We start from the raw sequence: 17,290 nt of genomic DNA on the forward strand, positions 1-17,290 counted from the left end.
TAATACATATATTTCCATTAGATTTGGGGTGCCCATGACCGTCCTCCTCGCCCACATCAGCGACCTGCACTTGGACGGAACACCCGAGACCACCGCGCGAGCCACACGCACCATGGACTGCCTCCGCTCGCTCGCCCGAATCCCGGACGCGCTCGTGGTCACCGGAGACATCGCCGACCACGCCACCCCCGAGGAATACGCCGAGGCAGCTGCGCTCCTCAAGGCGCCCTGCCCCGTGTTCGTCTGCCCGGGCAACCACGACGACCGGGCAGCCCTGCGCACGGGCCTGCTGGGGCAAGAGGGTTCGCCGGCACCGGTCAACACCCACCACCGCGTGGGGCGGGTCTCGATTCTGGCCTGCGACAGCACCATCCCCGGCGAAGACGCGGGCCTCTTGGCGCCGGACACCCTGGAGTGGATCGACCGCACCCTCTCCGACCAGCCGACCACCCCGACCCTGCTCGCCATGCACCACCCGCCCATCCGGGTCCACCACCCGCTTCCCGACGCGTCCACGCTGGGTAATCCCCACGACCTGACCGCACTGCTCGACGCCCACCCCAACGTTGTGGGGATCCTCGCCGGGCACGCCCACACCGGCGCGGCGGGCCAAATCGCGGGGCGCCCCGTGGTCCTCGCCCCAGGTGTGACGTGGACGCTGCGCATGCCGTGGGAGGGCGAACGGCGCGTCGACCGCGGCCAGCCCCCGGGAGTGGCCTTCCACGTCCTGGCCGAGGACAGCGGCCTGACCACACACTTTCGCGCCGCTGCCTAGGCACCGATCACGCCCACGCAGAGAAGAAAGGCCGAGCCCTGACCGCCCCACGCCTGACCGCCGAGACCGTCACCGACGGGCTTGTCCCGCTGGGCCCGGCCCTGTCCCCCGACGGGCACCGGGTGGGCTACACCCTCACCGCCCTCACCCGCACCCGTGCGCGCCCGGTGAGCACCCTGTGGATCTCTGACCTCGACCCTGCCACCCCACCCCGGCGGCTCAGCGAAAGCGACGCCGCACACCACCGGCCGCGCTGGAGCCCGGACTCCCAGCACCTGTACTTCCTCTCCGACCGCACCGAAGCCGGAGAGCGGTGCGCATCCCAGCTGCACCGGATCAACATCGACGGCTCCGGACACCGAGTGCTGACCGCCACCGAGGGCGGGGTGGCGGACCACCTTCCGCTACCTGACCACGCGACGGTGGCACTGGTGGTGAGCGATCCCGATCGCCGCGGGAACGCACCACGGGTGTGGGGCCAGGCCGCACCCCACGACCGGCTGACCCTGCTCGACACCGGCACCGGCCGCCAGCGCCCGATCACCGAGCTGGGCGAGCGCCACGTGCTGCAGGCGGCCGCGCGCCCCGACGGCGCCGCCCTGGCGGTGATCACCCAACCGGGGCCCGAACGCGACCCCGTCCGTCCCCGCTGGGACCTGCACCTGGTGGATCCGACCACCGGGCAGGTCAGAGACCTGGGCGCGCTCGGCTGGGACGCCCAGTCACCGGCATGGTGGCACGACGGCCGCGGCTGGCACCTGTCCTACCTGGCGATGGACCCGGGACCCGACGGCGGCCAGGCCGTTTTCGACCTGCTCCCGGACCACGAGCGGACACAGCACACCAACCTCACCGGCGGCCTGGACCGGTGCCCCACCGAACTCACCCAGGTGGACCAGGGGCCGCCGCTGGCCCTGTTCGCGCACGGGCTCGACATCGAGATCCACCGCCTGGACCCGGGCCTTGGGGCCTTCACCCGGCTCCTGCGCTCACCGGGGCTCCTGGAGTCCCTGACCTCGGACCGCACCGGTTCCCACGTCGCGGCCCAGGCCGCTACCTCCGCGCACCCCAGGGAGGTGTATGCCGGAGCCCCGACCACCGCGCTCACCCGGCTCACGCATCTGCGGCCCGAGCTCGACCGCTTCGACTGGGGCAGGCAGGAACGCCTGTCCTACCGGGCCCGTGACGGGCTCGCCCTCGAAGGACTCTTGGTGAACCCGCCGGGCACGGACCCCGGCGACGGCCCCTTCCCCCTGGTCACCTGGGTGCATGGTGGCCCCTACGGCCGCTATCTGGACCAGTTCTCTTTGAGTCCCTACGCGCCCGCCCAATGGCTGGCCCACGCCGGTTTTGCGGTTCTCCTACCCAATCCACGCGGCGGCGAGGGGCGCGGTCGGGTCTTCGCCGAAGCGGTGGTGGGCTCTCTCGGAGCGGGGGAGTGGGATGACATCGTCGACGGCATCGACCTGCTCATAGAGCGGGGTGTGGCCGATCCCGACCGGCTGGGGGTCGGCGGGTGGAGCCACGGCGGGACCATGGCGGCCTGGGCGGTGGGACACACCGACCGGTTCCGCGCGGCCGTCGTGGGCGCGGGGGTCAGCGACTGGGGGATGCTGGCCGCCACCGGCGAATACGGCGCCTGTGAGGCGGGTCTGAGCGGGAGCGTCGGCTGGGAGGGCGTGGGCCCGCACCCGCACGATGCGGTCAGCCCCATCGCCTTCGCCTCGCACATCGTCACCCCGGTGCTCATCGTGCACGGGGAGGAGGACACCAACGTGCCCGTGGGCCAGGCGGTCTACCTGCACCGGGCCCTGCGCCACATCAGGGTGGGGCACGAGTTCGTGGTCTACCCGGGCGAGGGGCACGGCCTCGAGATCCGGGCGAACCAGGTCGACCTTCTTGACCGCACTCGCAACTGGTTCGACCGCTGGTTGGGCCCAACGGCCTGACCCGGCCACCTCGCCGGAAACAAGGGCACAGCGCCCTTCCGTGGAACCGAAACCTGTTGACCCCTGCCGTTTATCCAGCTTTACTGATTTTTATCTATCCAGATAAAGAGGAGGTCCGATGGGCCGGACTTTCACGAACGAGGCGCGCCGGGCACAGATCGTGCGGGCCGCGATCGAGGTGATCGCGGACGAAGGCTACGCGCAGGCCTCCTTCGCCAGGATCACCAAGCGCGCCGGGCTCAGCAGCCCACGCATGGTCTCCTACCACTTCGCGGGCAAAGGCGACTTGGTTCGCCAGATCGTGACGGACGTGCTCACCGAAGGCGCCACGGCCATCATGGAACGGATCAAGGCCCAGGACACCGCCCGGAGCAGGCTGCGGGCCTACCTGGAGGCCAACCTCGAGTTCCTGCGCGCGCACCCGCGCGAGATGGCCGCGCTCACCGCCATCGGCCCGCACCTGCGCGATGAACAGGGGCGGGCGCACAACCACGACAGCGCCCAGGAACCCATGGTCAAAGGGTTGGCCGAACTGCTGGCCGACGGTCAGTGCACCGGTGAGTTCCGCGACTTCGACACCCGATCGATGGCGGTACTCATTCGCGGGGCGGTCGAGGAGGCGGCCCGCCGGGTGGGGAGCGGGTTCGATTTCGACGCCTACACCCGGGAGTTGACCGCCACGATCGACCTCGCCACCCGCGCCGGGGGAGATGCCGCGAGCGCAGGGCTCTCGGAAGCAGCAGAGCCCTCCGGGTCAGGGCAGACACCATGACCGCCGGGCGGGGGAGCAAGGCCGCCTTGGCGGTCACCCTCTTCTTCGAACTCGCCCTTCCCCTGCTGGTCTTCTACGGGCTCCGGGCACTCGGGGCCGACCAGGTCACCGCCCTGCTGGTGGCGGCGGTGCTGCCGGCGGCGCGGATCGCGCACGGCGCCATCAGGGAGCACAGGCTCAACGGGGTGTCGGTCTTCGTGCTGGTCACCCTGGTCCTGACGGTCGCGCTGACGCACGTCACGGGCAGTCCGCGCGCCCTGTTGGTGCGGAGTGCCTGGGCCTCGGCTGCGATGGGCCTGTGGATCCTGGCGACACTGCTCACCCGGCGCCCCTTCCTGTTCTCAGTGACCCGGGTCTTCCTTACCACGCGGGACCAGCGGGTGTGGGACGGCAACTGGGAGGGCTCCGCGGTCTTCCGGCGGGCTCTGCGGGTGTCGACGGCCGTGTGGGGCACGGTGTTCCTGACGTATACGGGGCTGAGCTTGACCATGGCACTGACCCTGCCCATCGACCTCGTGCCCCTGCTTGACGACCTACTTCTCGTGCTCAGCCTCGGCCTGATCTTGCTGTTCCAGCGCTTCTACGGGCGTGCCCGGCTGGGCCGGCACGGACTGAGGATGCGCGGCGTCCACCTGGAGCGCATCGAGGGGCCAGCCGACCAACCCGAACCAGCCCCCAACTAACCCAAGGACCGTCTTTGAGCGAGGAGTGCACGTGAGCGCTGAGGTAGCACTGGTCACCGGAGCGGCGAGCGGGATCGGGGAGGCGATCGCCGAGGACCTCGCCGCCCAGGGATTGCACGTGGTCGTGGCCGATCGCGACGAGGAACGCGGCGCCGGGGTCGCCGCCCGGCTCGGGGGCCGGTTCGTGCCCGTCGACGTCTCCCTGCGTGCGGACAACGAGCGGGCCGTGGCCTCGGTGGTCGAAGCCCATGGGCGCCTGGACGTGGTGGTGCTGAACGCGGGCGTGCCCGGCGGGTGCGGGATCGACGACTACTCCGAGGAGGCCTACCGGGCCACCATGGGCGTCAACCTGGACGGGGTGGTCTTCGGTTTCCAAGCGGCGCTTCCGCACCTGCGCGCGGCCGGGGGAGGTTCGGTGATCGTGACATCGAGCTTGGCAGGCCTGACCGCATCACCCGACCCCTTTTACGCGGCGAGCAAACACGCGGTCATCGGCCTGGTCAGGTCCGCGGCGATGCTGCTCGCCGCCGACAGGATCCGCGTCAACGCGCTGTGTCCGGGGCTGGTGGACACCCCGCTCGTGGCGCCCTTTCGCTCCGCGTTGGTGGATGCGGGTCTGGCCGTGGCCGCCCCGGCAGAGGCGGCAATCGCGGTGCGCAGCATCCTCGCGTCCGGCCGTTCGGGAAAGGCGTGGGTGTTCCAGCACGGGCAGGAAGCCGTGCCCGTGCCCGATCCGGAGCTGCCCCTGGCCCAAGCGGACCCGGGTTAGCAAAGACCGGGAAACACCGCGTGCCGCGGCTCAGCTGGGAGCGGCGGCACGCGGCGGGTAGCGGGACCGGGACTAGAGCAGCATGGAGAGCTGGCGGGCCTGGGCGACGAGCTGGCCCTGGCTGTCCCAGATCTCCATGTCCTCCTCGTGGAAACCGTTGGAGACGTGCTTGGTGGAGACCCGGCAGGCCAGCCATCCTGGTGCGGGCCTGCCGCGCACGTGCGTGGTGAGCTCCACCGTGATGGTGGTGAACTCGCCGATCTCCAGCACCGCGGGCACGGCGAAGTCCACCATGGCGGGCAGGGAGTGCACGTCGGCGTCCCGACCGTCGGCGAAGCGCATCCAGAAGTCCACCTGAGGGTGGCCGTCCTTCTTGCCGTCCAGCCATTCGGGGCGCTTGGCGTAGCGGTACTCGATGCGGTGGGCGATGGTCAGCCCTTCGGGCCTGTCCGCGAACTCCGCGGGGACCAGGCAGTCCTGGGGGGCGGGCAGGTCCGGCGGGCCCTCCAGGTGCAGTTCCCGGCCCTCGGCGCTGAGGTCGCCGTAGGTGGCGGTGGCGCGCACGATCTCCTTGCCGCCCTGTTCCAGGACGACCGCGCCAGTGGCGGTTCGGCGGCCTTCGCGGATGGTGGGGTCCGAGTAGGAACGGAACGGTGAGTCCCGGCAACTGTCACATCTGTTGACACCCGTGGCGGGGCACACCACCCTGTCGGCATGGACGGTGACGCGGTGGCCTTCGTCAGAGCCGACGTGGAACGGGTGTGCGCGGAGTTCGCCCACCTGGCCCCGGCGGTGCGGTTGCGCAAGCTCGCCGAGCTGCGAGCCGCCCTGGATGGGGCCCTCGATCAGGCGACGGTCGCGGCGATGGGCGACGCCCGGGCCGAAGGGTGGGGGCTGCGCCGGATCGCGGCGTTCTCGTCCGTCTCCCACGAGCAGGTACGGCGCACCCTCGCAGCAGCGGGCGAGAACACCGCGGGATGAGAGGCCCTACTGGCCGGGGCGGGGTGCGCGCAGCGGGCGCAGCCGCCCGGCACCGATCTCGGGAGCGAGCTTGAAGTTGTAGCGGCCCAGCATGTTGAGGTGTTCGCTGCCCAGAGGGCTGAGGCGGGCGATGTCAGCGGCGTGCACCCGGGTGCCCTCGGCACGGATCTGCTCGATAGCGCGGGCGGTGTAGACGGTGTTCCACAAGATGACGACGTTGACCATGAAGCCGAGCGCGCCGAGCTGGTCCTCCATGCCCTCACGGTAGCGCTGGCGCAGCTCGCCCTTTTGGCCGTGGAAGATCTTACGGGCCAGGGTGTGGCGGGATTCTTGCCGGTTGAGCTGGGTGTTGACCCGGCGCCTGAGGAGTTCGTCGTCGAAGTAGGAGGCCAGGTAGATCGAGCGGTCCAGGCGTCCCAGCTCCATCAGGGCCCGGCCGATCGGGGTGGGGGTGCCGCCTCCGGCCAGGTAGCGGAACAGTTCGCTGGCCTTGACCGCCCCGGAGCGCAGGGAGGCCGCCACCCGCAGCAGTTCGTCCCAGGAGTCGGTGATAAGGCCGGTGTTGATCCGGGTGCGAGTGAGGTTGTTGAGCGGGCCGTAATCGGCCGCGGGGTCGGTGCGGTACAGCGTCGCTGATCCGGCGTCGGCCAAGCGGGGGGAGAACTGCCAGCCCATGAGGCGGAAGATGCCGAAGGCGATCTCGGAGGCCCCGGCGGTGTCGGAGGTGATCTCGGTGGGGCGCAACGAGGTCTCCTGCTCCAGCAGCCCTTCGAGGATGTAGTACCAGTCCTTGGGGGTGCCGGGGATGACGATGCCGTGGAAGCCGGTGAACTGGTCGGAGGTGAAGTTGTAGTAGGTCACCCCGCGGGCGCCCTTGCCCTTGCCGAAGTACTTGGTGTTGGGACCGGCGTTGATGGTCTTGACCGGGACGATGAAGCGCAGCCCGTCGGCGGAGGCCAGCTCGCCGCCGCCCCAGGCGGCCACGATGTCCAGACGTGAGTGGTAGTCGACCAGGTCAGCGTTGGCCGGGGTGAGCGTGGAGGCGCGGATGTAGTTCTGCTCGGTCCAAAACAGCCGGTCCAGCGAGAGGGCTTCGCTGGCCTCGGAGACCATCGGGCGCATGCCGACGTTCATGGCTTGGGCGCACAGCACGGCGGCGATGGAGGTGATCATGTCGTCCTTGCGGGAGGGTGTCTGGCCGCCCACGTGGGTGAACCGGTCCAGGCACCCGGTCCAGGAGTGGACCTCCAACAAAACCTCGGGGAAGTCCACGACGGGGATGCGGGCAGCCACGCTCTCTCTCAGGGCAGTCAGTGAGGCGGGCTCGTCCAGGGCGTCCAGGCCGGACAGCACGAGGTGGTCGCGGCCCTCGCGCTGCTCGATGCGCACCGAGGGGTTGGCCGCCAGGCCATCGGCGAGCTGGCGGTAGGCGCCGTCCAGCCGATCAGCCCACCGGTGAAGGTCCACACCGGGTTCGGGTGCCAGGCCCAGGTCGCGGCACAGGCCGTCCCGGGCGGCCTCCCACGCGGATCCGGCCAGCAGCCCGGCGGTGGGGTCGCCCCACTTGCCCAGTCCGGGCACGAACACCTCGTGGCGGCGCAGCGACTCGCGCAGCCGCTCGGCCACGGCGACGGTGTAGGCGTCCTTGTCGAACTCACCGGCGCCTGGTCCGCTGGTGGGGAAGACGCGGCGCTGCCAGGCGGGGGTGAGGAACTTGGTGGGCACGATCGTGGGGTCGACGCGAGTGCGGCGCCGGGGCAGGCTCCGCACGAAGTCCAAGGCGTCGATCACGTCGGCGCCGGCGGGGCTCTCGCCGTGGTCGAAATCCAGGGTGCGCAGCAGCTTGGGTAGGAAGCGGCGGATGGTGGCGGCGCGCTCCATCAGTTCGGCCTGGGCGTCCTCGTCGGGCTCGCGGGCCAGGTCGCCGACGGTGGTGGCGGCGTTGTCCACGCGCGCGGTGTCCATGCAGGCCACGATCGCTCGCACGTCGCTGTCGGGGTCCTTGAAGGAGTCGACGACCTTGAGCCAGGCCTCGCGCAGCACCAGGGCGGCGGCGTCCAGGTCCTTGATGGAGCGCATACGGGCCCGGTTGGCGCGGTGGGCGGCGGTACGGATCAGATCGCCGATGAGCAGGTCGAACACCTCCACGGCCTCATCGGCCGCGGCGGGTTCCAGGGTGGCGGCGAAGGCGACCAGGGTCGCCATCTGGCGGTCGTCGGCGAGTTGGGCGACGGCTTGGGCGCGGGCGGCCTTGGCGAAGCGCGCCAGGGCCACGATCCGTCCCGGTGGAACCGAGGACAGGTCCCAGGCGGAGGCGCCCAGGGAGCGGATGGCGGCGTAGCGGTCCAGGGCTTTGACGACGCCCTTGCCGCTGATGTCGGTGGGGCTCTTGCGGTAGCGGTCCAGCTGGGAGACGCGCCCTCCTTCGGCCACGTTGACCAGGGCCTGAAGGGTTGTGCGCTGCTCGGGTGTGGGGGCGGCGGACAGGAGTTTGAACTGGCGCAGGGCCACGCGCTCGCGCACACCGGCGATGAGCCGTTCCAGGGTGGTCACGCCGGGCAGCAGGATCTTGGCCTCGACCAGGCGGTTGGTGGCCAGGTCGAACAGCACGCTGGGGCGCTCGTTGCCCGACCAGGAGCGCCGGTAGGCCCAGATGCCCAGCAACAGCCACTGGTGGGGGCCGAAGAGGGTGTAGCCGTAGCGTTCGCGGATCAGCTTCTGGTGGTCCCAGCGGCCCTTCTTCTCCCCGTACCCCTTGAGGTGATCAGCGGTCAGGCCGAGTTGTTCGGCGACGAAGTCCACGACGGCGGTGGGCACCTCGGTGGGATCGTCCAGGAACGTGCCAAGGAAACGCACGGTGGTCAGTTGCAGGGCCAGGCCGAGCTGGTTGCGCGGCCCGTAGGCGCCCATCGCCAGGCGGCGCGCGTCGGCGTCCAGGTGGAAGAAGGCGCCCAGTTGGGACTCGTCGGGGACGGTGTTGAAGCGGCCGTAGCGCTCGCGCTGGGCGGTGGTGAGGAAGTTGACCGGCATGAGGGGGTGTCTTCCGTGGAACGGGCCACCTCCGTGGGGCGGCGGGCGGACTCGGCACGGGGATTGTCCCAGGCCGGGACCTGTCTGGGTCCGATTCGGCGTGATCTGCCGGATACGGGGGCGGCGCGGGAGAGCTCGCCTTGGCCTTTCGGTGGCGGCGTCGCCGTGCTGCCGGTGACCGGGGACTACTGGTGCTGTTCGGCGTCAGAGCCGGGGTTGGTGGGTGTGCAGCAGTCCTCGGGTCCCTGTTTCCGGTGACGCAGACGCGTCACCAAGGACGAGGCCACCGCGGTGGCGACGGCAACGGCGGCCAGGACGACGACGGCGGTCTGGTGGGCCTGGACCCAGCCGGACAGCTGTGCTGCCCACCGCTCGACCCCGAGCCCGGTGCTGGACGGCCGCCCGGTGGCGGCCGGGAACCAGTAGTAGGCCAGGAAGAGGCCGCTCAGGAGCAGGACACCGCCGCTGAGGCGGCCGGTGTAGCGGGCCAGGCCGGTGATGCGGCGGGTGAGCGCACTTCCGGCCGAGGCCACCGACACCGCCAACAGCATCAGCAGCACGGCCGCCCCCGCGACGTAGGCGGCCAGCACCCCCAGCAGGGCGGTGATGCTGGAAACGGCGCTGGCCTGGGCGATGACGGCCAGCAGCACCCCGAAGGTGCAGGCCATGGACGCGACCGCGTAACCAACGCCGAACAAAGCCAGACGGCCGGTCCCGGCGGGGGCGTTCCCGCTCTTTGCGGCGAGGCCGGGCAGGCGCAGCGGCACGCGGATGCCGATCAGCATCAGGGCGCCGAGCACGGCCAGCACGGTGCCGGTGGCCAGGCCCGCCCAGGGGGCGAGGGTGAGCAGGGAGCGGGCCCCCAGGCTGACCGCCCCTGCCAGGACGGCCAGGGTTCCGGCGAAGCCGACGGTGAGGGCGGCCCCGGCCTTGAGTCCGGCGGCGGGCGGGCCACCGCGGCCGGAGCGGGTGGCCACGTCCAGGTGGTAGGTCAGGTAGGCGGGCAGCAGCGCGATCCCGCACGGGTTGAGCGGTGCGATCACCCCCGCGCCGAAGGCCAGGGCCAGCAGTGCACCCATCAGGCGCCCACCTCCTCGAGCGCGGCCAGGATCTGCTCGGCCGAGGGGTCGGTCGCCCGGTAGGCGACCTGCCCGTCAGGGGTGGCGATGAGCAGGGTGCCCAGCGCGGTGACCTCGTAGGTGCTGGACAGGGCGCCGTCGGTGTCGGTGGCGGCGGGCACGTCCGCGGCCTGGACCGTGTCCAGGAGTTCGGTGATGTACTCGGCGGGCTCGTTCGGGTCGATGTCCACGGCCAGGAAATCGGCCTGCTCGGCGGCTTGGGCGTGGGCCTCGCCCAGGGCTGCGGCGCCTTGGGCGCAGCTTCCGCAGTTGACGGTGAAGAAGAACATCACGGCCGGCTTGTCGGCGGGCACGGTGACCTCCTCCCCCTCCAGGGTGGCCAGGGTGACGGGCTCGGCTTGGGCTGGGGCCGGCGAAGCAGAGGGCCCGTCGGACCCGGCCGATTCCGAGGTCGCGCAGGCGGCGGCGCCGACAAGAACAGCGGTGAGTAGCGCGATCGTGGCGGCGGCGCGGCGCGGGCCACGTGTCGTGGAGGAAAGTGTCGTCACTGGTAGGGGTCCTTGCGGTGCGGAGCGGAGGGGGGCTGGCAGCAGTCGGCGTCATCGCTTCTGCGGCGGCGGCTCCAGATGAACCAGCCCCCAGCAGCAAGGGTGAGCAGGGCGGCGCCGATGAGGTAGGGGTTGGCCGCCGCGGCGCCGAGCAGCCCGAGCCCTCCGGCGGCGATCAGCACGGGAGCGGCGCAGCACAGGGCCATGGCCGCGACGGCGCCGATCACTCCCAGGTAGGAGCGCATGGTCGGCCTCCTTGCTAGTGGTGGTGGGCGTCTATGCGTTCGCAGCACGCCAGGGCGGTGCGGTTGTCGGCGGCCAGGGCGCGCGCGAGTACTACCAGGTCGGCCACCCGGGGGTCGGCGACCCGGTAGTAGGCGCGGCGGCCCTGGCGTCGGACGGACACGTATGCGCAGTCGGCCAGGCATCCCAGGTGGGCGGAGACCCGGCCCTGGGACAGGCCCACGTGGGCCACGCACTCGGTGACGGTGTGCTCGTCGTGCAGCAGGAACTCCAGCAGTCGCAGCCGGGTGGGGTCGCCCAGGGCTCGGAAGAACTTCGCGACCACCTCCACACCCGTGCCCGGGTCGGGGAAGAGCGCCTGTGGTGTGGTCGGTGCCTGGGTCGGGGTCGTGGTGTCGTCCACGGGGGACACGTCCCTCCACATCGTTTGATCTATTCGCTTGGGCGGATACTATGCTGGCAGAATACATCCGTCAAAGCGAATAAGACGAGGTCGGCTGGGTAGCCGACGTACAGGGAGGCATGGTCATGGCTTTTGATCTGGCGGTCATCGGTTCGGGCGGGGCGGCGTTCGCGACCGCGATCGCCGCGCGGCGCAAGGACCGCTCGGTGGTGATGGTCGAGCACGGCACTGTCGGCGGGACCTGTGTCAACACCGGGTGCGTGCCCTCCAAGGCACTGCTGGCCGCCGCCGAGGCGCGCCACGTCGCCCTGTCCTCAGGCCGGTTCCCCGGCATCCGTACCAGCGCCGAGGAGGTGGACTTCGCCGAGCTGATCGGCGGCAAGCGCGCCCTGGTGGAGGGCATGCGCGCCGACAAGTACACCGGCCTGGCCGCCGAGTACGGCTGGGAGATCGTGGCCGGCCACGCCCGCTTCACCCAGGGCCCGGCACTGGAAGTGGAGCTGGCCGGCGGCGGAACACAGCGGGTGGAGGCCGCCCACTACGTCATCGCCACCGGCTCGGCCCCCTGGGCACCCCCGATCCAGGGCCTGGAAGAGGCGGGATACCTGACCTCCACCACCGCCATGGAACTGGAGGCACTGCCGTCCTCGCTGCTGGTGGTGGGCGGCAACTACATCGGCCTGGAACAGGCCCAGCTCTTCGCCCGCCTGGGAGTCAAGGTGAGCGTGGTGGAGATGATGGAGCGCCTGGCCCCAGGCGAGGAGCCCGAGGCCGGTGAGGCCATCGCCGGCATCTTCGCCGACGAGGGCATCACCGTGCGCACCGGCGCCACCGTGAGCGCCATCCGCCGCACCGGCGACCGCGTCATCGCGACCATCGACGGCCAGGAGTCGGAGTTCGGCGAGGTGCTCATCGCCACCGGCCGCCGCCCGGCCACCACCGGCCTGGGGCTGGAGGAAGTCGGTGTGCGGGTGGGCGAGCGCGGCGAGGTCGTGGTCGACGCCCACCTGCGCACCGCCCACCCCCGCATCTGGGCGGCGGGGGACGTGACCGGGCACCCGCAGTTCGTCTACGTCGCCGGAGCGCACGGGGCGGTGGTGGCCGACAACGCCCTGGACGGCGCCGACCGGGTGCTGGGCTACCGCCACCTGCCGCGGGTGACCTTCACCAGCCCCGCCATCGCCGGTGTCGGGCTGACCGACGCCCAGACCGAGCAGGCGGGCCTGGACTGCGAGTGCCGGGTCCTGCCCCTGGAGAACGTCCCCCGCGCGATCGTCAACCGCGACACCCGCGGCCTGGTCAAGATCGTGGCCGAGCGCCACACCGGCCGTGTGGTGGGCGTGACCGCGGTGGCCGAAGGAGCGGGCGATGTGATCGCCGCGGCGGTCTACGCCGTGCAGGCGGGGATGACGGTGGAGCAGATGGCCAACACGTGGTGCCCGTACCTGACCATGGCCGAGGGGCTGAAGCTGGCCGCCCAGACCTTCACCCGCGACGTCGCCCTGCTCTCCTGCTGCGCCTCCTGACGCGCGGCCACGAAAGGCACCCCGTCATGGACACCACGTCCGACCAGATCGCCGACCGCCTCACCACCGCCTTCAGCACCGCCGACCACGCACGGGCCCGCCCCTGGCTGTGGTCTACCCTGCTCCGGCTCCTCAGCCAGGGCCGACCCGTCACCACCGGCCAGCTCTCCGCCGCCACCGACGCCTCCAGAGAGGAGGTGCGTGAGGCGCTGGCCACGCTGCCCGACACCGAGTACGACGACGCCGGCCGCATCGTCGGCAGCGGCCTCACTCTCAACCCCACTCCGCACCGCTTCGAGGTCGACGGACGGCATCTGTACACCTGGTGCGCTTTGGACACCCTGATGTTCCCGGCCGTCCTGGGCCGCACCGCCCACGTGGCCTCCCCCTGCCACGCCACCGGCACCCTGGTACAGCTGACCGTGGAACCGGACAGGATCACCCGCGTGGAGCCCGCCACCGCGGTGGTCTCCCTCCTGGTCCCCGACGACGTGACCTTCGTGCGCTCCTCCTTCTGCGACCAGGTCCACTTCTTCGCCTCCGCCGAGGCCACCAGGCCGTGGTTGGCCGAGCACCCCGAGGCCACCGCCGTACCCGTGGAGCAGGCCCTCGCGCTCGGCCTCCGGTTCACCACCACCTTGAAGGACCCCGACCAGGACGGGTGCTGCTGCTGACACCCGGCCCGGGCCCGGCAACACACGTCCGCCGGGCCCTGCCTACCCCTCTCCTTGAACTCCCCGGTCCGATCCGGCAGCAGGAACAGGAGGAACAGCGATGAAGAAGCCCATCACGGAGCTGGCCAAGGACCTGGCCATCGCGCCGGTGGCCGGCTACCTGGCCACCAAGGTGATGGAACCGGTCAGCATGAAGCTGTACGAGTGGGAGAGCGACGCCGACCGCCAGCGCGAGGACGAGGTGCGGCCCGGCCCGCCGTTCGGCATCGCCGCCGACAAGACCCTGGCCCTGTTCGGTATCCACTTGGAGGGCCAGGCGCAGGAGCGGGCGGGGATGGCCTTCCACTACGGGCTCGCCGTCTCCTGGGCGCCCGTCTACGCCCTGATCCGCCGCACCACCCCGATCGGACCGGTCAGCGCCGGGCTGGCCTCGGGTGCGGCCATGTCACTGATCGTGGACGAGGGGCTCACCCCGCTACTGGGCTTCTCCGCGCCCAACCGCGACTATCCGCTCATCACCCATGCCCGCGGGTTCGCCGCCCACCTCGCCTTCGGCCTGGCCGTGGCCGCCGTCACCGAGACGGCCTGGTGCCTGACCCGCAGCCGGCCCTGATCGGCACCACGCCCCGCTGCCAGGCGCCCCCGCCCGGGACATGAACCGCCCGAAGGGCGGCGATGCGCACCCCCGCTTCAGCTCCCACCCGTAGGGGTGTCGGTAAGGAGCGTGTCACCAGGTGCCAAGTAACCCGCGAGTAACTTACGGGTTCGCCGGACAACCAGCCCCAGGGCCCCGGAAGATCGTGGATAGCCGGGCGCACCGCCCGGCCAAGGACACGAGCGGGCAGGGGACGGTCGGATGGCACGGGATCTGGACCTGGACGAACTCCTCGACGCCTTCACCCTCACCGCCGACGAGTTGAAGCTGCTGCGGAACAAGTCCGGGGCGACCCGGCTCGGGTTCGCGGTGACCCTGCGCTTCCTGCTCTGGCGCGGCCGGTTCCCGCGCGGCCGCGGCGAGGTGCCCGACAACGCCGTCGTCCACGTGGCCAGGCAAGTCAAGGTCGAGCCTTCCGAGATCGCCTTCTACGACTGGCAGGGGCGCTCGGCCAAGCGGAACCGGACCGAGATCCGCGACTTCACCGGCTTCGGCGAGTGCTCGGTCGCCGACGCCGAGAAGGTCACCCTGTGGCTGGCCGAGAACGTGTGCGACCAGGAGCGCAACCCCGACCGGGTACGCCAGCGCCTGCTGGAGCACTGCAAAGAGGAGCTGATCGAGCCGCCGGAGAAGACCCGCGTCGAGCGGATCGTGCGCTCGGCGCTGAGCCAGGCCGAGGATCAGATGATGGCCCGCGCGGCCCAGGAGGTGCCCGCCGAGGTCGTGGAGCGGATGCTCACGCTGATCGGTCAGGCCAGCGACGACCCCGACGAGGCACCGGCGGACGGGGAAGGGCGTGAGGTGTATGCGCAGATCAAGGACGCCCCGGGCAACGTCAGCCTCAAGACGCTGATCGCGGAGAAGACGAAGCTGGAAGCGGTGCGTGCCGTGGGTGTGCCGCACCGGGCCTTCGCGCGCATCCCGGCCAAGATGGTGGCCGCGTGGCGGGATCGGGCGGCGGCCGAGGCGCCCTCGCACCTGCGCGGCCACCCGCACCAGATCAAGGTGTGCCTGCTGGGGGCGCTGCTGTTCTCGCGCGAGCGGGAGATCACCGACACCCTGGTGGACTTGGTGATCTCGACCGTGCACAAGATCAATGCCCGCGCGGAGAAGGTCGTGACCGAAGAGTTCGTCCGCGACCTCAAGCGGGTCTCGGGCAAGGAGGACATCCTCTTCCGCATCGCCGAGGCCTCCGTGGGCTCGCCCGAGTCGCTGGTGCGCGAGGTGGTCTACCCGGCCGCCGGCGGCGAGCAGACGCTGAAGGACCTGTTGGCCGAGTTCCGGTCCAAGGGCACCAGCTACCGCCAGCACAAGCAGCGCGTGTTCAAGTCCTCCTACTCCAACCACTACCGCGTGGGGCTACTCCAGCTCCTGGACGTGCTGGAGTTCCACTCCTCCAACGACGTGCACCGACCGCTGGTCAAGGCGTTGGAGCTGATCTGCCGCTACCGGGAGGTGGCCAACAACCGCCCCTACTACGACGCCGGTGAGCACGTCCCCGTCGACGGGGTCATCCCCTTCGAGCTGCGCGAGCTGCTGCACCGCACCGACCAGCGCGGCCGGTCGCGGGTGCTGCGCACCGTGTACGAGTGCGGGGTGTTCCAGAGGCTGCGCGAGCAGTTGCGCTGCAAGGAGATCTGGGTGGTGGGCGCGGACCGGTGGCGCAACCCGGATGAGGACCTCCCGGCCGACTTCGCCGACAAGCGCGTGGAGAACTACCGCAAGCTCAACCAGCCCCTGGACCCGGATGAGTTCATCTCCCGCCTGCACGGCGACATGGTGACCGAGCTGGCCGGGCTCAATGACGCGCTGCCCCGTCTGGGCTGGGTAGAGGTCGCCGAGCGCAAGACGGGGGCGATCAGCCTCTCCCCGTTGGAGGCGCGCGCCGAGCCGCGCAACCTGCGCAGGTTGAAGAAGGCGGTGCGCGCCAAGTGGGGTGTGGTCCCTTTGCTGGACATGCTCAAGGAGACCGCGCTGCGCACCGGGATGCTGGAGGCGTTCACCGGGGTCGGCACCCGCGAGGCCATCACGACTGAGGAGCTGTGGGAGCGCCTGATCCTGGTGATCTACGCCTATGGCACCAATACCGGGCTGCGCCGGGCGGCCGCGGGCGAGCACGCCTACTCCGAGGACGACCTGCGCTACATCCGGCGCCGCTACTTCACCATCGAGGGGGCCCGAGGCGCCGCCCGCGCGATCGCCAACGCGACCTTCGCCATCCGCTCGGAGGCGATCTGGGGGCAGGGGTCGACCGCGGTGGGGTCGGACTCCACGCATGTCAAGGCGTTCGACCAGAACCTGTTCACGGAGTGGCACTCGCGGTACGGGGGCCGGGGGGTGCTCATCTACTGGCACATCGAGGAGAGGTCGATGGCCGTGCACTCCCAGTTGCTGTCGTGCTCGGCCTCGGAGGTGCACGCCATGGTGGAGGGGGCGATGCGGCACGGCACCTCGATGAACGTGGAGGCCAACTACGTCGACTCCCATGGCCAGTCCGAGATCGGGTTCGGCATCACCCGGCTGCTGGGGTTCAAGCTGCTGCCGCGCATCAAGCAGATCAACCGCGTCAAGCTCTACCAGCCCGACCGCGGCGACCTGGAAACCTACCCGCTGTTGCGTCCGGCGATGACCCGGCCGATCCGCTGGGGCCTGATCGCCCAGCAGTACGACCAGATGATCAAGTACGCCACCGCGATCCGGCTGGGCACCGCCTCCACCGAGGCGATCCTGCGCCGCTTCACCCGCAACGCCTCCCACCCCACCTACGCGGCGATGCTGGAGGTGGGACGGGCGGAAAAGACCGCGTTCTGCGCGCGTTACCTGCGCGACCGCGACGTGCAGTACGAGGTGGGGTCGGGGCTGAACGTGGTGGAGAACTCCCACGGCATCCACGGCGAGATCCTCTACGGCAAGACCGGTGAGCTGTCCTCCAACCGGCGCGAGGAGCAGGAGCTGACCATGCTCGCCCTGCACATCCTGCAATCGTGCCTGGTGTACGTGAACACGCTGATGCTCCAACAGGTGCTGGCCGAACCCGAATGGGAGAACGCGCTGACGGCCGAGGACCGGCGCGGGCTCACTCCGCTGTTCTCCTCGAACATGAACCCCTACGGCGACATTCGCCTGAACATGGGCAACCGCCTGGCCCTGGGCGGCTGAGACCGAGACCAGGACCGCGAGACCCTGGGGGCTCGCCCGGTGGA

14 protein-coding genes and 2 pseudogenes are annotated in these 17,290 nt (G+C 70.7%); 10 read left to right on the forward strand and 6 right to left on the reverse strand.

Features of this window, described 5'->3' with window-relative positions; translation table 11 throughout:
• Positions 1–34: 34 nt before the first annotated feature.
• The 5 genes from ACYVD1_RS06875 to ACYVD1_RS06895 all read left to right on the forward strand — a co-directional run bounded on the left by ACYVD1_RS06875 (position 35) and on the right by ACYVD1_RS06895 (position 4,948).
• Complete coding sequence (locus tag ACYVD1_RS06875; RefSeq protein ID WP_460769246.1) at positions 35–775, forward strand: metallophosphoesterase; 741 nt, start codon at positions 35–37, stop codon at positions 773–775.
• A 122-nt stretch (positions 776–897) separates the two neighbouring features.
• On the forward strand, positions 898–2,724 hold the full coding sequence (locus ACYVD1_RS06880; RefSeq protein ID WP_460769248.1) for a S9 family peptidase: 1,827 nt from the start codon (positions 898–900) through the stop codon (positions 2,722–2,724).
• Between the two features lie 118 nt (positions 2,725–2,842).
• Positions 2,843–3,496, forward strand: coding sequence for a TetR/AcrR family transcriptional regulator (locus ACYVD1_RS06885; protein WP_460769250.1), 654 nt, complete (start codon positions 2,843–2,845; stop codon positions 3,494–3,496).
• Positions 3,493–4,179, forward strand: a complete 687-nt coding sequence (locus ACYVD1_RS06890; RefSeq protein ID WP_460769252.1) for a VC0807 family protein — start codon at positions 3,493–3,495, stop codon at positions 4,177–4,179. Before ACYVD1_RS06885 ends, ACYVD1_RS06890 begins: the two co-directional genes overlap by 4 nt.
• 31 nt (positions 4,180–4,210) lie before the next feature.
• Positions 4,211–4,948 carry an SDR family NAD(P)-dependent oxidoreductase gene (locus ACYVD1_RS06895; protein WP_460769254.1) on the forward strand — a complete coding sequence of 246 codons (738 nt, stop codon included), beginning with the start codon at positions 4,211–4,213 and terminating at the stop codon, positions 4,946–4,948.
• A gap of 72 nt (positions 4,949–5,020) precedes the next feature.
• On the opposite strand, the pseudogene ACYVD1_RS06900 reads toward ACYVD1_RS06895, so the two are convergent.
• Positions 5,021–5,578, reverse strand: a pseudogene (locus ACYVD1_RS06900) (thioesterase family protein); the annotation flags it as partial.
• 84 nt (positions 5,579–5,662) lie between these two features.
• On the opposite strand from ACYVD1_RS06900, the gene ACYVD1_RS06905 reads away from it, so the two are divergent.
• Positions 5,663–5,929: a hypothetical protein gene (locus ACYVD1_RS06905; RefSeq protein WP_017611609.1), complete on the forward strand. Its 267-nt coding sequence runs from the start codon at positions 5,663–5,665 to the stop codon at positions 5,927–5,929.
• Positions 5,930–5,935: 6 nt separating this feature from the next.
• Here ACYVD1_RS06905 and ACYVD1_RS06910 read toward each other — a convergent pair whose 3' ends face one another.
• The 5 genes from ACYVD1_RS06910 to ACYVD1_RS06930 all read right to left on the reverse strand — a co-directional run bounded on the left by ACYVD1_RS06910 (position 5,936) and on the right by ACYVD1_RS06930 (position 11,232).
• A complete protein-coding gene (locus ACYVD1_RS06910; RefSeq protein ID WP_460769258.1) occupies positions 5,936–8,959 on the reverse strand; it encodes a Tn3 family transposase in 3,024 nt (1,007 codons plus the stop codon).
• A gap of 185 nt (positions 8,960–9,144) precedes the next feature.
• Positions 9,145–10,038: a cytochrome c biogenesis CcdA family protein gene (locus tag ACYVD1_RS06915; protein ID WP_184365014.1), complete on the reverse strand. Its 894-nt coding sequence runs from the start codon at positions 10,036–10,038 to the stop codon at positions 9,145–9,147.
• Positions 10,038–10,586 carry a TlpA family protein disulfide reductase gene (locus tag ACYVD1_RS06920; RefSeq protein ID WP_017611612.1) on the reverse strand — a complete coding sequence of 183 codons (549 nt, stop codon included), beginning with the start codon at positions 10,584–10,586 and terminating at the stop codon, positions 10,038–10,040. Before ACYVD1_RS06920 ends, ACYVD1_RS06915 begins: the two co-directional genes overlap by 1 nt.
• Positions 10,583–10,831, reverse strand: a complete 249-nt coding sequence (locus ACYVD1_RS06925) for a hypothetical protein (RefSeq protein ID WP_184365015.1) — start codon at positions 10,829–10,831, stop codon at positions 10,583–10,585. Before ACYVD1_RS06925 ends, ACYVD1_RS06920 begins: the two co-directional genes overlap by 4 nt.
• Positions 10,832–10,845: 14 nt before the next feature.
• Positions 10,846–11,232, reverse strand: a complete 387-nt coding sequence (locus ACYVD1_RS06930) for an ArsR/SmtB family transcription factor (protein ID WP_026118038.1) — start codon at positions 11,230–11,232, stop codon at positions 10,846–10,848.
• Positions 11,233–11,357: 125 nt separating this feature from the next.
• Between ACYVD1_RS06930 and merA the strand changes: the two genes are divergently transcribed.
• From merA to ACYVD1_RS06950, 4 genes and pseudogenes are all read left to right on the forward strand, one after another.
• Positions 11,358–12,758 (forward strand): mercury(II) reductase, encoded by a 1,401-nt coding sequence (merA, locus tag ACYVD1_RS06935; RefSeq protein WP_184365016.1) that lies wholly within the window; start codon positions 11,358–11,360, stop codon positions 12,756–12,758.
• A 26-nt stretch (positions 12,759–12,784) separates the two neighbouring features.
• Entirely contained in the window at positions 12,785–13,432 is a 648-nt protein-coding gene (gene merB / locus ACYVD1_RS06940; protein WP_184365017.1) for an organomercurial lyase MerB, read from the forward strand.
• 100 nt (positions 13,433–13,532) lie between these two features.
• Positions 13,533–14,045 (forward strand): hypothetical protein, encoded by a 513-nt coding sequence (locus tag ACYVD1_RS06945; protein WP_017611627.1) that lies wholly within the window; start codon positions 13,533–13,535, stop codon positions 14,043–14,045.
• Between the two features lie 234 nt (positions 14,046–14,279).
• Positions 14,280–17,246 (forward strand): annotated as a pseudogene (locus ACYVD1_RS06950) (Tn3 family transposase); the annotation flags it as partial.
• Positions 17,247–17,290: the final 44 nt, after the last annotated feature.

The organism is Nocardiopsis nanhaiensis, from assembly GCF_054778635.1.

Excerpts from the sequence above, each read along its gene's own strand:
- ACYVD1_RS06945 (WP_017611627.1), top strand. The coding sequence starts at position 13,533 with ATGAAGAAGCCCATCACGGAGCTGGCCAAGGACCTGGCCATCGCGCCG.
- merA (WP_184365016.1), top strand. The coding sequence starts at position 11,358 with ATGGCTTTTGATCTGGCGGTCATCGGTTCGGGCGGGGCGGCGTTCGCG.
- ACYVD1_RS06875 (WP_460769246.1), top strand. The coding sequence starts at position 35 with ATGACCGTCCTCCTCGCCCACATCAGCGACCTGCACTTGGACGGAACA.
- ACYVD1_RS06885 (WP_460769250.1), top strand. The coding sequence starts at position 2,843 with ATGGGCCGGACTTTCACGAACGAGGCGCGCCGGGCACAGATCGTGCGG.
- ACYVD1_RS06910 (WP_460769258.1), bottom strand. The coding sequence starts at position 8,959 with ATGCCGGTCAACTTCCTCACCACCGCCCAGCGCGAGCGCTACGGCCGC.
- ACYVD1_RS06905 (WP_017611609.1), top strand. The coding sequence starts at position 5,663 with ATGGACGGTGACGCGGTGGCCTTCGTCAGAGCCGACGTGGAACGGGTG.
- ACYVD1_RS06915 (WP_184365014.1), bottom strand. The coding sequence starts at position 10,038 with ATGGGTGCACTGCTGGCCCTGGCCTTCGGCGCGGGGGTGATCGCACCG.
- merB (WP_184365017.1), top strand. The coding sequence starts at position 12,785 with ATGGACACCACGTCCGACCAGATCGCCGACCGCCTCACCACCGCCTTC.
- ACYVD1_RS06890 (WP_460769252.1), top strand. The coding sequence starts at position 3,493 with ATGACCGCCGGGCGGGGGAGCAAGGCCGCCTTGGCGGTCACCCTCTTC.
- ACYVD1_RS06925 (WP_184365015.1), bottom strand. The coding sequence starts at position 10,831 with ATGCGCTCCTACCTGGGAGTGATCGGCGCCGTCGCGGCCATGGCCCTG.